The sequence below is a fragment of the Streptomyces fuscichromogenes genome (assembly GCF_014645815.1).
GTDB classification, from domain to species: Bacteria; Actinomycetota; Actinomycetes; order Streptomycetales; family Streptomycetaceae; genus Streptomyces; species Streptomyces fuscichromogenes.
The window spans coordinates 379,320-392,821 of sequence record NZ_BMML01000004.1 but is presented as its reverse complement, the minus strand read 5'-3'; the positions used below and the strand labels follow the sequence as shown (position 1 = coordinate 392,821).

11 protein-coding genes are annotated in these 13,502 nt (G+C 70.2%); 1 reads left to right on the top strand and 10 read right to left on the bottom strand.

What is annotated here, in order from left to right; all coding sequences use genetic code 11:
- Positions 1-13 precede the first annotated feature (13 nt).
- Together IEZ11_RS11170 and IEZ11_RS11165 are read right to left on the bottom strand one after the other, a co-directional pair.
- On the bottom strand, positions 14-400 hold the full coding sequence (locus IEZ11_RS11170) for a hypothetical protein (RefSeq protein WP_229712951.1): 387 nt from the start codon (positions 398-400) through the stop codon (positions 14-16).
- Between the two features lie 41 nt (positions 401-441).
- The gene (locus IEZ11_RS11165) at positions 442-1,458 is read right to left on the bottom strand and encodes a DUF8189 domain-containing protein (RefSeq protein WP_189262507.1); all 1,017 of its coding nucleotides are present in this window, start codon (positions 1,456-1,458) and stop codon (positions 442-444) included.
- 64 nt (positions 1,459-1,522) lie between these two features.
- Between IEZ11_RS11165 and IEZ11_RS11160 the strand changes: the two genes are divergently transcribed.
- On the top strand, positions 1,523-1,891 hold the full coding sequence (locus tag IEZ11_RS11160) for a PIN domain-containing protein (protein WP_189262506.1): 369 nt from the start codon (positions 1,523-1,525) through the stop codon (positions 1,889-1,891).
- Between the two features lie 69 nt (positions 1,892-1,960).
- Here the strand turns inward: IEZ11_RS11160 and IEZ11_RS11155 are convergent, their stop codons facing one another.
- The 8 genes from IEZ11_RS11155 to IEZ11_RS11120 all read right to left on the bottom strand — a co-directional run bounded on the left by IEZ11_RS11155 (position 1,961) and on the right by IEZ11_RS11120 (position 13,501).
- On the bottom strand, positions 1,961-3,412 hold the full coding sequence (locus IEZ11_RS11155) for an ArnT family glycosyltransferase (protein ID WP_189262505.1): 1,452 nt from the start codon (positions 3,410-3,412) through the stop codon (positions 1,961-1,963).
- A gap of 72 nt (positions 3,413-3,484) precedes the next feature.
- A complete protein-coding gene (locus IEZ11_RS11150; protein WP_189262504.1) occupies positions 3,485-4,981 on the bottom strand; it encodes an amino acid permease in 1,497 nt (498 codons plus the stop codon).
- Between the two features lie 171 nt (positions 4,982-5,152).
- Entirely contained in the window at positions 5,153-7,066 is a 1,914-nt protein-coding gene (dxs, locus tag IEZ11_RS11145; RefSeq protein WP_189262503.1) for a 1-deoxy-D-xylulose-5-phosphate synthase, read from the bottom strand.
- A gap of 292 nt (positions 7,067-7,358) precedes the next feature.
- Positions 7,359-8,714: a sugar ABC transporter permease gene (locus IEZ11_RS11140; RefSeq protein ID WP_189262502.1), complete on the bottom strand. Its 1,356-nt coding sequence runs from the start codon at positions 8,712-8,714 to the stop codon at positions 7,359-7,361.
- Entirely contained in the window at positions 8,711-9,502 is a 792-nt protein-coding gene (locus tag IEZ11_RS11135) for an ATP-binding cassette domain-containing protein (RefSeq protein WP_189262501.1), read from the bottom strand. The genes IEZ11_RS11140 and IEZ11_RS11135 overlap by 4 nt, the downstream gene beginning before the upstream one ends.
- A gap of 326 nt (positions 9,503-9,828) precedes the next feature.
- Complete coding sequence (locus IEZ11_RS11130; RefSeq protein WP_189262500.1) at positions 9,829-10,920, bottom strand: sugar ABC transporter substrate-binding protein; 1,092 nt, start codon at positions 10,918-10,920, stop codon at positions 9,829-9,831.
- 133 nt (positions 10,921-11,053) lie between these two features.
- Positions 11,054-12,253: an ROK family transcriptional regulator gene (locus IEZ11_RS11125; RefSeq protein WP_189262499.1), complete on the bottom strand. Its 1,200-nt coding sequence runs from the start codon at positions 12,251-12,253 to the stop codon at positions 11,054-11,056.
- 348 nt (positions 12,254-12,601) lie between these two features.
- Positions 12,602-13,501: a carbohydrate ABC transporter permease gene (locus tag IEZ11_RS11120; protein WP_189262498.1), complete on the bottom strand. Its 900-nt coding sequence runs from the start codon at positions 13,499-13,501 to the stop codon at positions 12,602-12,604.
- Position 13,502: the final 1 nt, after the last annotated feature.

The window sequence follows — 13,502 nt, the reverse complement described above, 5'->3', positions numbered from 1 at the left end:
GGCCGTAACCGCTTCAGGAGGGCGGGGCCGCCTCGGCATGGACGACGGTCAGTTCGGTGCCGTCGAGGTCGCGGCGGGAGCGGCCCAGGATGCCGACGGCCAGGTGGGAGGGGTCCTCGGGATCGTCGCGCGGCACGAAGGTGACGACGTCCGGGTGGTGGCTCGTCACCAGCCAGCCCTCGCCCTGCTGGAGTTCGAGCACCCGGAAGTCGCCCGCCGCGGTGGCGACATGCATGGGGCCGAACTCGCGGAGGATGCCGACGGCCTGCTCGGCGATGTCACCGGCGGGGTGTTCGAGCACCACGCAGGTGCCGTGCTCGAACACCACCCATGACTTGCCGGAGCCGGTGAGCAGACGCCGCCAGGCGTCGATGAGTGTCTGGTCTTCCACGGTGGTCATCATGGCGCACGCGCCCCGTTCGTGACGGCCCGGAGCCCGTCTCAGACCTCCTGCCAGGCCCGCAGGGCCAGCCCCGGCTCGTCCTTGCGGCGGGTGAGGAGCAGTTGGCCGGTGGCCGGGGACAGGCTGGCCGCGGTCACCCGGCCGTCCTCGTCGGTGGTCAGGGCGACCGTCGCGTCCGCGGGCAGCTGCGGTCCGGACTCGGTCCACCAGGCGCCCGCCCGCTCGTCCTCGGTCGGATAGGCGGCGAAGGCCACCCGGCCGCTCGCCGAGCGCTGGGCGAGCAGGGTGCAGTCGTGCCCGTCGAGTGCGCAGCGGACCGCGGCGACGGGTCCGGGCCCGGCGGAGGGCAGCAGGGTGTGCGGCCTGTCGCCCGGACGCCAGGCGCAGAGGTCGCCGGACTCGTCGGTGTAGTAGAGGGTCGTGCTCTCCGGCGAGGTGGCGAGGGCGCGCAGGGTGCCCGGCCGGACCGGGGTCTCCAGGGCCTCCAGGAGCACGGGCGGCTTGCCCGCCGCCTCCTGACGCCAGTGCACGATCCCGCCGGGCACGGCCGCGTACACCTCGACCCGTCCCGACTCCCCGGTCACCGCCGCGAGCCCGTCCTCGACCAGCCGCCCCTTCAGGTCCCGCCACGGCTCCCAGCCGCCCTTGGCCTTCTGGGCGGTCATGCTCACCCCGCGCCCCCGGTTGCGGACGAAGACATGGGCGCGGCCCTGCGCGTCCACCGCGACGGCCGGGGAACCGGTGACATCGCCCTTCCTGCCCGGGTGACCGATCGGCTTCCAGTCCAGGGCCGCCAGGTGCGGCCGGTAGTGCGTGGAGTGGACGAGGCCCGACTCGCCCTGCCCGGTGGGCCGCCAGCCGACCAGGTGGGCGTATCCGTCGCTCCCCTGTCCCACCGCGAAGCCGGGGTGCAGCGGCTGGTCGCCGCCCATTCTCCGCGGGGCGCCCCAGGAGCCGCCGGGGCCGCGCTCGGCCCGGCACAGCACGGCGTCGCCCGACGGCAGGTGGACACTGAGCCGGCCGTCACGGCCGCGGAGGAGCCAGTCGCCGTTCACCGCTTCACTCTAGGCGGGGCCGTTCGCGGCAGTGCCGGGGCCCCGGGCGTGCGAGGCTTGGGGCATGGAAGACGAAGCTCCCCTGCTGGTGATCGTCGACGGCGCGAACGTCGTCGGGTCGAAGCCGGACGGCTGGTGGCGGGACCGCAGGGGAGCCGCGGAGCGGCTGCGCGACCGGCTGGCCGAGCGGGGGCTGCCCGGCCGGCCGACGCCGGTGGAGCTGGTGCTCGTCGTCGAGGGCGCGGCCCGCGGGGTGGCGTCGGTGCCCGGGGTACGGGTGGAGTCGGCACCCGGCAGCGGTGACGACCGGATCGTGGAACTGGCCGCCGAGGAGCCCGGCCGGCCCCGGCTCGTCATCACCGCCGACCGTGAACTGCGGGGCCGGGTGACGGAGTTGGGCGCCGAGGTGATCGGGCCGAGCGCGCTGCTGTAGCACTCCGCTGGTAGGGCGGTTCGTTCGCTGCGGGCCGGTGGGGGCTGGTCGCGCAGTTCCCCGCGCCCCTTACGGGGCGCCCGGCGCCCTCACATACAGCACCGCCCCGTCCACCTCGCCCGCCTGTTCGTAGTCCGCCGCGAGCAGCCTGCGCAGGCTCGGGACGCGGGCGGGGCCGTACGGCTTGCCACGCGAGTCGTCGATCACCAGGGCCGGTGCCCGGTCGGCGAGTTCCGCGCGGAAGACCGGCCAGGTGCCGGCGACGGCGTACTTCTCGCCGACCTGCGGGCCGTCCCGGCCGCCGCTGAAGTTGGTGAGGAGGCCGGCGGTGAGGTAGCGGGTGGCGGGGGTGCGGTCGGCGAGCCAGTACGTCTCCGGGTGTATGCCCCAGACCAGGACCCGGTCGCCGGGCGCGGTACGGCGGTCGAGGGTGAGCGCCAGCCGCTGCGCGTGCGCGAGTTCGGGCCGGGGGGCCAGCACGCCCCAGGCCAGGAACAGGGCACAGGCGCAGGCCGAGGCCAGGACCGCGGCCGAGGTCCGTTCCCACGGCAGGATCTGCAGCGCGGCCGTGGCCAACAGCGCCAGGGGCGGAGTGAGTTGCAGGAAGTAGTGGCCGAAGAAGTGGAAGCCGAGGGTGACGGCGACCGCCGACGCGGCCAGCCACAGCCAGAGGTCGGCGGCGCCGGTGCGGGCGATGCGCAGGGCCCGCGCGATGGGTGGGAGCAGCCCGGCGGAGGCCGCGCCGAGGATCGCGGTGTTGGTCAACGCCCGTGCCAGAACATGGAGTTCGGAGCCGGTGAAGGAGGCGTAGGCGCCGGAGCCGGTGACCGTCCAGAAGGCGAAGCCGGCCGGGTCGGTGACCAGGGCCGCGCCCAGCACGGGCAGGACGGCACCGGCCGCCAGCCGGAGCAGGCCCGCGCGCGGACCGCCGTGCCGGTGGAGGAGGTGGAGCACCGGCAGCAGGACCGCACCGCCCGTCTGCTTGGTGAGGAAGGCGCAGGCGACGGCGGCCCCGGCCGCTCCCCAGCGGCGGCGGTCGGCGCACCACATGGCGGCGGCCGTGCAGGGCAGCATGAACACCTCGAAGGTGGCCGCCTGCGCGTCCTCGGGGTTGAGCCCGACCGAGACCAGCAGGTACAGCGCCCCGGCGGTGCGGCCGGCCCGGTCGCCCCAGCGCCGCCGGGCGATCGACGCGAGCAGCACGGCGGTGGCCAGCTGGGCCAGCACGGCGAGGACCCGGACCGGGGTGAGCGACCCGGACCCGAAGACCGCGAACGTCCCCTCGTACAGCCAGGGCAGCAGCGGCGGCTTGCGGTCCACGACGGTCTCGTACAGCTGCCCGCCGCGTGCGAGCATGCGGGCCTGTACGGCGAGATAGCCCTCGTCCGGGTTCCACAGCGGCCGGAGGAAGGAGGGTGCCCGGGTCACGCAGGCCACGACGGCGAGCAGCGGCAGCAGCCGAGTCCAGTACCCCTTCCCTGCGACTACGGACCGTGGCGGGGCGTGGGGCGCGAGCAGCATGGGGAGCACGCTATCCGGCCCCGCAGTCCCGCCCGGACGGGACATACGGGGCCGAAGTGGCGAGCCTGGCGGTCACGGAGCGTCGGCGGGGGTCCGTTCGGCCTGGGCGAGGCGGCTGTGCGAGCGGCCGTAGAGGAAGTAGACGACGAAGCCGATGACCATCCAGATGGCGAACCGCAGCCAGGTCTCGGCGGGCAGGTTGAGCATCAGCCAGAGCGACGCCAGCACGGACACGATCGGCAGCGCCGGCACCCAGGGGGTGCGGAAGGACCGCTCCAGGTCCGGCCGGGTGTTGCGCAGGATGATCACGCTGATCGCGACGACGATGAAGGCGAAGAGCGTACCGATGTTCACCAGTTCGGCGAGTTCGCTGAGACTGGTGAAGCCGGCGACGATCGCGATGACGACGCCGAGCAGGATGGTCGGCCGGTACGGGGTGCGGAACCTCGGGTGGGTGTGCGAGAAGAAGCGGGGCAGCAGGCCGTCGCGGCTCATCGCGAAGAACACCCGGGACTGGCCGAGCAGCAGGATCATGCACACGGTGGTCAGGCCGACGGCGGCGCCGAAGCTGATCAGACCGGCGAACCAGGGGTGCCCGGTGGCCTTGAACGCGTCGGCGAGGGGGGCGTCCACGGACAGCTCGCTGTACTTCTGCATGCCGGTCACCACGATGGCCACGGCCACGTACAGCGCGGTGCAGATGATCAGGGAGCCGATGATGCCGCGCGGTACGTCCCGCTGCGGGTTGCGGGTCTCCTCGGCGGCGGTGGCGACGACGTCGAAGCCGATGAAGGCGAAGAAGACGACCGACGCGGCGGTGAAGATGCCCATCACGCCGAAGTTGGAGGGGGCCCAGCCGATCATCAGCTGGATCAGCGGGGCCTTGAGGTTGCCGCCGGCCGGCACGGGCTCCTTGGGCGGCACGAAGGGGCTGTAGTTGCCGCTGTGGATGAAGAAGGCGCCGGCGATGATGACGACCAGGACGACGGCGACCTTGATGGCGACGACGACCGAGGTGACCCGGGCGGAGAGCTTCATGCCGACGACGAGGATCGCGGTGAGCACGAGGACCAGGGCGGCGGCGAGGATGTCGAAGCCGAAGCCGTGGGCGCCGTCGCGGCCGCTGAGGTACCCGGGCAGGTGCCAGCCGGCGTTGTCGAGCAGCGAGTGGATGTACCCCGACCAGCCGACGGCGACCACCGCGGTGCCCAGCGCCAGCTCCAGCACCAGGTCCCAGCCGATGATCCAGGCGGGGAACTCGCCCAGTGAGGCGTACGAGAAGGTGTACGCCGAACCGGCGACCGGGACGGTGGAGGCGAACTCGGCGTAGCAGAGCGCGGCGAGGCCGCAGACGACGCCGGCCACCACGAAGGAGAGGGCGACGGCGGGTCCCGCGTTGTTCTTGGCGGCGGTGCCGGTCAGGACGAAGATGCCGGTGCCGATGATGACACCCACGCCGAAGACCGTGAGGTCCAGGGCCGACAGCGACTTCTTGAGCGCGTGCTCCGGTTCCTCGGTGTCCTTGATGGACTGTTCGACGTTCTTGGTCCTGAAGAGCGTGCTGCCCACGTGCCTACCTCCCACGTTTGTCATCCTCGACATGATCGAGAGGGCCGGGGGTGCGTATGCCCGGCAAAGGCAGGTTCACGCAGATGGGTCGGTCTCGCCACCGGAGAGGTGAGCGGGACCGACCCATCGGGGTGGTTCGTGTTCCCCGCGCCCCTTGGGGCGCGTTGTGGCTCAGTCCCTCGCGGATTCCACCGAGTCCACTTCCTTCGTACCGTCCAGCCTTGCGACCAGACCGGTGACCTGGCGGGCGATGTCGGGGGCGGTCAGACCGATCTCCGCCATGATCTCGGCCCGCGACGCGTGGTCCAGGAAGCGGGGCGGGATGCCGAAGTCGCGCAGCGGGACGTCGACGCCCGCGTCCCGCAGTGCCTGTGCGACCGCCGAGCCCACGCCGCCGACCCGGCTGTTGTCCTCCACCGTCACGACCACCCGGTGGCGCTCGGCCAGCGGGGCCATGGCCTCGTCGACCGGCTTGACCCAGCGCGGGTCGACCACGGTCGTCGAGATGCCCTGCCTGTCGAGGAGACCGGCGATCTCCAGGCACATGGGGGCGAGGGCGCCCACCGAGACCAGGAGCACGTCCGGGGTGTCGGTGCCGGGCTCGCGCAGCACGTCCATGGCGCCGACCCTGCCGACGGCGGGTACGGCGGGGCCGACCGCACCCTTGGAGAAGCGGACGACCGTCGGGGCGTCGTCGACCTCGACGGCCTCGCGGAGCTGGGCGCGGACCTGGTCGGCGTCGCGCGGGGCGGCGAGCCTGAGGCCGGGGACGACCTGGAGGATCGACATGTCCCACATGCCGTTGTGGGAGGCGCCGTCGGTGCCGGTGACGCCGGCCCGGTCCAGGACGAAGGTCACCCCGCACCTGTGCAGGGCCACGTCCATCAGGACCTGGTCGAAGGCGCGGTTGAGGAAGGTGGCGTACACGGCGAACACGGGGTGCAGGCCGGCCGTGGCGAGGCCCGCCGCGGAGACCGCGCCGTGCTGCTCGGCGATGCCGACGTCGTAGATGCGGTCCGGGAAGGTGTCCGCGAACTTCTTCAGGCCGACCGGCTGGAGCATGGCCGCCGTGATGGCGACGATGTCCTCGCGCTCCTTGCCGAGCTCGACCATCTCGTCGCCGAAGACGGAGGTCCAGTCGGCGCCGGAGGCCTTCACGGGCAGGCCGGTGTCGGGGTGGATGGGGCCGATGCCGTGGAAGCGGTCGGCCTCGTCCTGGAGGGCGGGCTGGTAGCCGCGGCCCTTCTCGGTGAGGCAGTGCACGATCACCGGGCCGCCGAACCGTTTGGCGCGGGCGAGGGCCGACTCCAGGGCCTCCAGGTCGTGGCCGTCGATCGGGCCGACGTACTTCAGGCCCAGGTCCTCGAACATGCCCTGCGGGGCGATGAAGTCCTTCAGCCCCTTCTTGGCGCCGTGCAGGGTGTCGTAGAGCGGCCTGCCGACGACCGGGGTGCGCTCCAGCAGGTCCTTGCCCCGGGCGAGGAACCGCTCGTACCCGTCCGTCGTGCGCAGGGTCGCCAGGTGGTTGGCGAGGCCGCCGATGGTGGGGGCGTACGACCGCTCGTTGTCGTTGACGACGATGACCAGCGGGCGGTCCTTGGCGGCGGCGATGTTGTTCAGCGCCTCCCAGGCCATGCCGCCGGTGAGGGCGCCGTCACCGATCACGGCGACGACGTGGCTGTCGCGTTCGAGCAGCTGGTTGCCCTTGGCGATGCCGTCGGCCCAGCCGAGCACCGTGGAGGCGTGGCTGTTCTCGATGACGTCGTGCTCGGACTCGGCCTGCGAGGGGTAGCCGGACAGGCCGCCCTTCTGCTTGAGCTTCGCGAAGTCCTGGCGGCCGGTGAGCAGCTTGTGCACGTAGGACTGGTGGCCGGTGTCCCACAGCACCTTGTCCTTCGGCGAGTCGAAGACGCGGTGCAGGGCGATGGTGAGCTCGACCACGCCCAGGTTGGGACCGAGGTGTCCGCCGGTCTTGGAGACCGCTTCCACGAGGAAGCTCCGGATCTCCTCTGCCAGCTGGACCAGCTCCTCGGGGCTGAGCCGGTCCAGATCGCGCGGTCCCCTGATACGGGTCAGCAGCGGCACCCGTGCCTCCTTGCAGTAGAGCTGATCGAGCTGTTGCCGGGCTCGTCGAGTCTAATGTTCCGCTCGGGCGCACTGCGTCCGGGCTGTACGTCATACGTCACGCGAACGGCCGTACCCATCGAAAGGGTTCCTGAGACACAGCTGTGCCCGGTGCCTTTTCAGGCACCGGGCACAGTCACGCCCCTGAAGGGGGCGGGGGGCTGCATTCATTTGCGGCTACCGCCGCGTGGGCGCGACCAGCCACGACGGACCGGCACCCGCAGCTCCACCGCACCCCCGACGGCGCTCGGCGTCAGCCGCGCCCCGCCGCCTTCTGGCTCTTGCGGGACACGGAGTCGATGACGACCGCGCCCAGCAGAACACCACCGGTGATCATGTACTGGATCGACGTGTTCATGTTCAGCAGGTCGAGGCCGGTCTGGATGGACTGGATGACCAGCATGCCCAGGAGGGCGGACCAGACGGTGCCGCGACCGCCGAACAGCGACGTGCCACCGATGACGGCCGCCGCGATGGCGAGCATCAGGGTGTTGCCGCCACCGGCGTTGAGCGTCGCGCTCGCCGTCTGACCGGCGAAGAACATACCGCCGATGGCCGCGAAGCCACCGGAGATCGCGAACACGGTGATCCGGACCATCGGCACGCTGATACCCGCACGGCGGGCCGCCTCGATGCCGCCGCCGACCGCGAAGACCTTGCGGCCGTAAGTGGTACGGCGCAGCACGAAGTCGACGATCACCAGCGACGCGAGGAAGATCACCAGCGCGTTGGAGACGCCGGAGGCGTTGTTGAGCACCGCGGCCGCCACGAAGGACGCGACCGCGAGCAGCACGACACGGACCACGATCTCGCTGGTGGGCCGGAACGGCACGCCCGCCGCGCGGCGCCGCCGCTGCTCGTTGAACTGGCCCACGGCCGACAGCACGACACCGAGGCCGGCCAGCAGGTAGGCACCGATGATGGCCTGGTCCATGAAGAAGGAGCTCTGGCCGAGGATGTGCACCGGACCGCTGTCGGCCGGGATGTTGATCGTGCCGCTGTCGCCGAGCAGCCACAGCATCAGACCGTTCCAGCCGAGGAAGCCGGCCAGGGTGACCACGAACGCGGGTACGCCGATCTTGGCGAAGAACCAGCCGTGCAGCGCGCCGATGCCGATGCCCGTGATGATCGTGAGGATCAGGGCGAGCCACTGGTTCATCCCGTGGTTGACCACGAAGACGGCGAACACCGTGGAGGCCAGACCGCTCACCGAGCCGACGGAGAGGTCGATCTCACCGAGCAGCAGCACGAACACCAGGCCGATGGCGAGCATGCCGGTGGCCGCGAGGAAGTAGCTGATGTTGGAGAGGTTGTCCGCGCTGAGGAACAGGCTGTTCTTCACCTGGAAGATGGTCCAGATGATGATCAGACCGATGACCACGGGCAGCGAGCCCAGCTCGCCGCCGCGCACCCGGCGCTTGAACTCCGTGAGGTAGCCCTTGAAGCCCTCCTCACGGACCAGCAGCCGCGGGTCGACGACCGTGACCGGCGCGGCCGTGGGGTCGTCCGCGGGGGCCACCGTGGTGGGGGCCTCGGCCGGCTCGGTGGTGGCGACCGGTTCGGTCTTGGGCGACTCGTCGCCCTTCACGGTCTTGGACGTCTCGCTCACTTTGCCGCCTCCGGGGTGCGACGCTCCGAACGACGGGTCACGGCGTTGTCCGTGGCACCCGTGATCGCCGCGATGATCTCTTCCTGGCTGGTGCTCTTCACGGGGAAGAAACCATTGTTCTTGCCCAGCCGCAGCACGGCGACGGTGTCGGCCACCGCCTTCACATCGGCCATGTTGTGGCTGATGAGGATGACGGCGAGGTTGCGCTCGCGCAGCCGCTCCACCAGGTCGAGGACCTGCGCGGTCTGCTCGACACCGAGGGCGGCGGTGGGCTCGTCGAGGATGACGACCTTGGGGTCGCCGATCAGGGCGCGGGCGATGGCCACGACCTGGCGCTGACCGCCGGAGAGGCTGGCGATCGGGATGCGCACGCTCGGGATGCGGATGGAGAGCGTGCTCAGCAGCTCGCGGGCCTGCTTCTCCATCGTCACCTCGTCGATGACGCCCCGGTGCAGGAGCTCACGGCCGAGGAAGAGGTTGCCGACCACGTCGAGGTTGTCGCAGAGGGCGAGGTCCTGGTAGACCGTCGCGACGCCGAGACCCTGGGCGTCGTGCGGCTTGTTGATGCTGACCGGGCTGCCGTCCCATTCGATGACGCCCTCATCGATGGGATGCACACCGGCGATCGTCTTGACCAGGGTCGACTTTCCTGCGCCGTTGTCGCCCACCAGGGCGACCACTTCTCCGGCGTGGACCTCCAGTTCGACATCGGTGAGTGCCTGGACCGCACCGAATCGCTTGGAGACTCCGCGCAACGCCAGCACGGGCGTAGCGGACACGTGAACCATCTCCTTCGCCGCCTGACCGGCGGGGATGCCGCGCTTGTCGAGCAGGCGCGGAGGGTCGTGCGGTACCTCGGGGTGTCGGTGTACGCACGCGGTTTACAAGATGAACATGCGCGAGTCCGCCGCGCTTGGCAACGGGTCCGTCCGACGCCCGCTCCGGCAGCGGGGTATGAAGGCCGGAGCGGGCGTCGGAGGGGTTCTCGCGAGACCGCCGGACAGGTCCGGGCACCTTGCGGAAGGGCCGGGTCGTGTCGGGCGGCCGGGGCCCGGGTGTCGTACTGCGATCACCCGGGCGCTGGCGGCCGGAGCGCTACCGCTCCGGGGCCGGGCTACTGGAGGCCGGCAGCCTTGCAGGCCTTGGCGAACTCAGTGGTGCAGATGTCGGAGACGGTGTACAGACCGTCCTTGATCACCGTGTCCTTGATGTTGGCCTTGGTGACCGACACCGGGGTCAGCAGCTGCGAGGGCACCTTGTCGCCGGAGCCGCTGGTCTGCGTGGTGGTGGCGAGCGAGGTGATGCTCTTGCCCTCCAGCAGGTCCACGGCGATCGTGGCGGCGGCGTCGGCCTCCGGCTTGAACGCCTTGTAGACGGTGGAGGACTGGGTGCCGGCGACGATGCGCTGGATACCCGCGAGCTCCGCGTCCTGACCGGTCAGCGGGATGCCGCTGATGCCGGCGCCCTTGAGGGTGGTGGCGATACCACCGGCCATGCCGTCGTTGGCGGAGTAGACGCCCGCGATGTTCTTGGCACCGAGCTGGGTGATGGCCGCCTTCACCTTCTGCGCGGCGACCGTGTCCTTCCACAGACCGGACTGCTCGTAGGCGATGTCGACCTTGCCGTCGAGGGCTTCGTGCGCGCCCTTCTTGAACATGGCGGCGTTCGGGTCGGCGTCGTCACCGTTGATCATGACGATCTTGGACTTCTTGGTCGCCTTGGAGCCGAGGGCGTCGATCAGGGCCTGGCCCTGCAGCTCGCCGACCTTGACGTTGTCGAAGGAGACGTAGGCGGAGACCTTGCCCTGGGCGAGGCGGTCGTACGCGACGACCTTGATGCCCTTGGCCACGGCGGCGTCGATGGAGGACTTGATGGCAGCGGAGTCCTGGGCGGAGATCACGATGACCTTCACGCCCTTGGTGATCATGCTGCTGACCTGCTGGGCCTGCTTGGCAGCGTCACCGGCAGCGTTCGCGTACTCGACCTTGCAGTCGGCACACAGCGAGCTGACCTGCGCCTCGAAGTACGGCTTGTCGAACTTCTCGTAGCGCGCGGTCACGCTGTCGGGGAGCAGCAGTCCGATGGTCTTGCTACCGGAGGAGCTGCTGCTCGACGAGTCGCTCTTCTTGTCATCGCCGGCCTTGCCACAGGCGGCGAGCGACAGCGCCATGGAAACCGCGGCGGTGCCGATCACGACTCTACGCATCGTTGCGTTCATTGGGGGTGCCTCCCTGACAGGGCCGCAACGCTGCGGCCGAGGTGGCTCGAAGTCAACTCGGCCGAAAGTTCGACGTCAAGAAGTAAATACTTAACGAGATGGCAACGGCGCCATTCGTTCTCTAAGTGAAGGCAGGTGCAACAGCGGGTGACGACCCATCCAAAAGGGTCGAATCGCCCATCTCGCTGAGCGCGAGAGCGAGCGCGCCGAGTACCTCCGCACGGCCGCCGAGCGCCCCCGGGAGCACCGAGAGCTGACGCGCCGCACTGGGGATCGCATAACGGCTCACCGACTCCCTGATGGGCCCCAGGACCAGTTCTCCGGCCTCGGCGAGGTCGCCGCCGAGGACCACCCGGCTCGGGTTCAACAGGTTACAGAGATTGGCCACACCGCTGCCGATGTGACGGCCGACGTCACCGATCACCCGGCGGCAGCCCGGGTCGCCGTCCCGGGCCAGCCGCACGACGCCCTCCATGGTCAGGTCGGGGCCGTGACCGGGCTGGAGCAGGGGCAGCACGTACCGGGCCGACGCGAAAGTCTCCAGGCAGCCGCGGTTTCCGCAGCGGCAGACCGGGCCGGACTCATCGAGTGTGATATGTCCGATTTCGCCCGCGGTGCCGCCGGGACCCCGGTAGATCTTCCCGTTGATCACCAGGCCGGCGCCGACGCCGCTGGCGACCTTGATGTAAGCAAGATCACGTACGCCCTTGCCACTGCCCCAGACCAGTTCGCCGAGGGCGCCGAGGTTGGCGTCGTTGTCCACGTGCACGGGGACGCCGAGGCGCAGCCGCAGCTCCTCCGCGGGTCTCGCGCCGATCCAGCCGGGCAGGATGGCGCTGGAGCCGAGGGTGCCGGACTCCACGTCGATCGGGCCCGGGACGCCGACACCCACGCCGGCGATCTTCGAACGGTCCACGCCGGTCGCCGCGATCAGGCGGTTGACCAGCTCTTCCGCCCGGTCGAAGCCCTGGCTGGACGACGCGTCCACGTCGAGCGGCTCGGACTCCTCGGCGAGCACCTGGTGGGCGAGGTTGCCGATCGCCACGCGCAGGTGGGTGTGGCCGAAGTCGACCCCGATGACGATGCCGGCGTCACCGCTCAGGCTCACGCTGCGGGCCCTGCGGCCGCCCGCCGAGGTGGGCGTGACCTCGACGGTTCCGCCGTCCTTGAGTTCACGCACGATGTTGGAGACCGTCGCAGCCGACAGGCCGGTCGTGCGCGCGATCTCCGCCTGCGTGAGCGATCCGGCCAGACGTACGGCCCGTACGACACGTTCCAGGTTGGCTCGGTGCAGCGACGACTGCGACCCCGGAGTCTCCATCGACCCATCCACTCCCGCCATCGGAGGCGGCCACGGTGCCGCCAACGTGACCCAGATCACCTCACTGAGACCGGGCCACTTACAAGTTATGAACTCCAAGCTCTGCTGAACGGGTTACCGCCGTCAAGTCCTTGAGAGAAATCGTTGGCGGTTCGGAGGTTGCCGGAGAGACATGCGATGGACATGTCCAGGCCACTGGTCAGCAGGTGGCAGAGGGGGCGGTGGGACCGGTCGAGCGCATCCGTGCGGGTGCGTTGTGGCTGGTCGCGCAGTTCCCCGCGCCCCTTCGGGGCGCGGTCACGGGCGCCGGATTCAAGGGCGCCCTCTTTCGGGTTGCGAACGTTCGGCCTACTTCAGCGCACCGGCCGTCAAGCCCGCCACCACCTGGCGTTGGAAGATGATGTACGCCGCCAGGACCGGGAGCATCGCCATCACCAGGCCGGCGAAGAGGCCGGACCAGTCGCCCTTGTAGCCCTGGCTGACCGCGAGCTGGACCAGGCCCTGGGTGAGGACGTGTTTGTCGGGGTCCGTGTTGAGGACCGTCGGGAGCATGTACTGGTTCCACTGGCCGAGGAAGTTGAAGATCCCCACGCTGATCAGGCCGGGCTTCGCCATCGGCAGCATGATCTGGAAGAACGTGCGGGTGTGCGAGGCGCCGTCGACGAAGGCCGCCTCGGCCACCGAGGTGGGCAGGGTGCGGAAGAACGCCGTGAGGAAGAAGACCGTGAACGGCAGCGAGTACGCGATGTAGACCAGGATCAGGCCGTGCAGCGTGTTGAGCAGGCCCATGTTGTTGACGACGTAGAACAGCGGGACCAGCGCGAGCATGATCGGGAAGCTCATGCCGCCGATGAACAGGTAGTAGATGAAGCGGTTGCCCGGGAAGTCGAAGCGGGCCAGGACGTAGGCCGCCATCGAGCCGAGGACCAGGGTTCCGATGAGCGAGCCGCCGACCACGATGACGGTGTTCAGGAAGTAGTCGCTCATGTTGGCCTGGGTCCAGGCCCGCGCCCAGTTGTCGAAGTGGAGCTTGTCGGGGAGCGCCCAGGGCGAGCCGAAGATGGAGCGGTCGTCCTTGAAGGACGTCATCACGGCCCAGAGCAGTGGCGTGACCACCATGAACGCCCAGATGACCAGGACGCCGTGGGAGAAGACGTTGAGGACCCCACCCTCGCGCTGCCGCCGGGGCGGCTCGGGCGCGGGGGGCTCGGCCTTGGTGACAGTGACGTCGGTCTCGGTCGTCGTCATC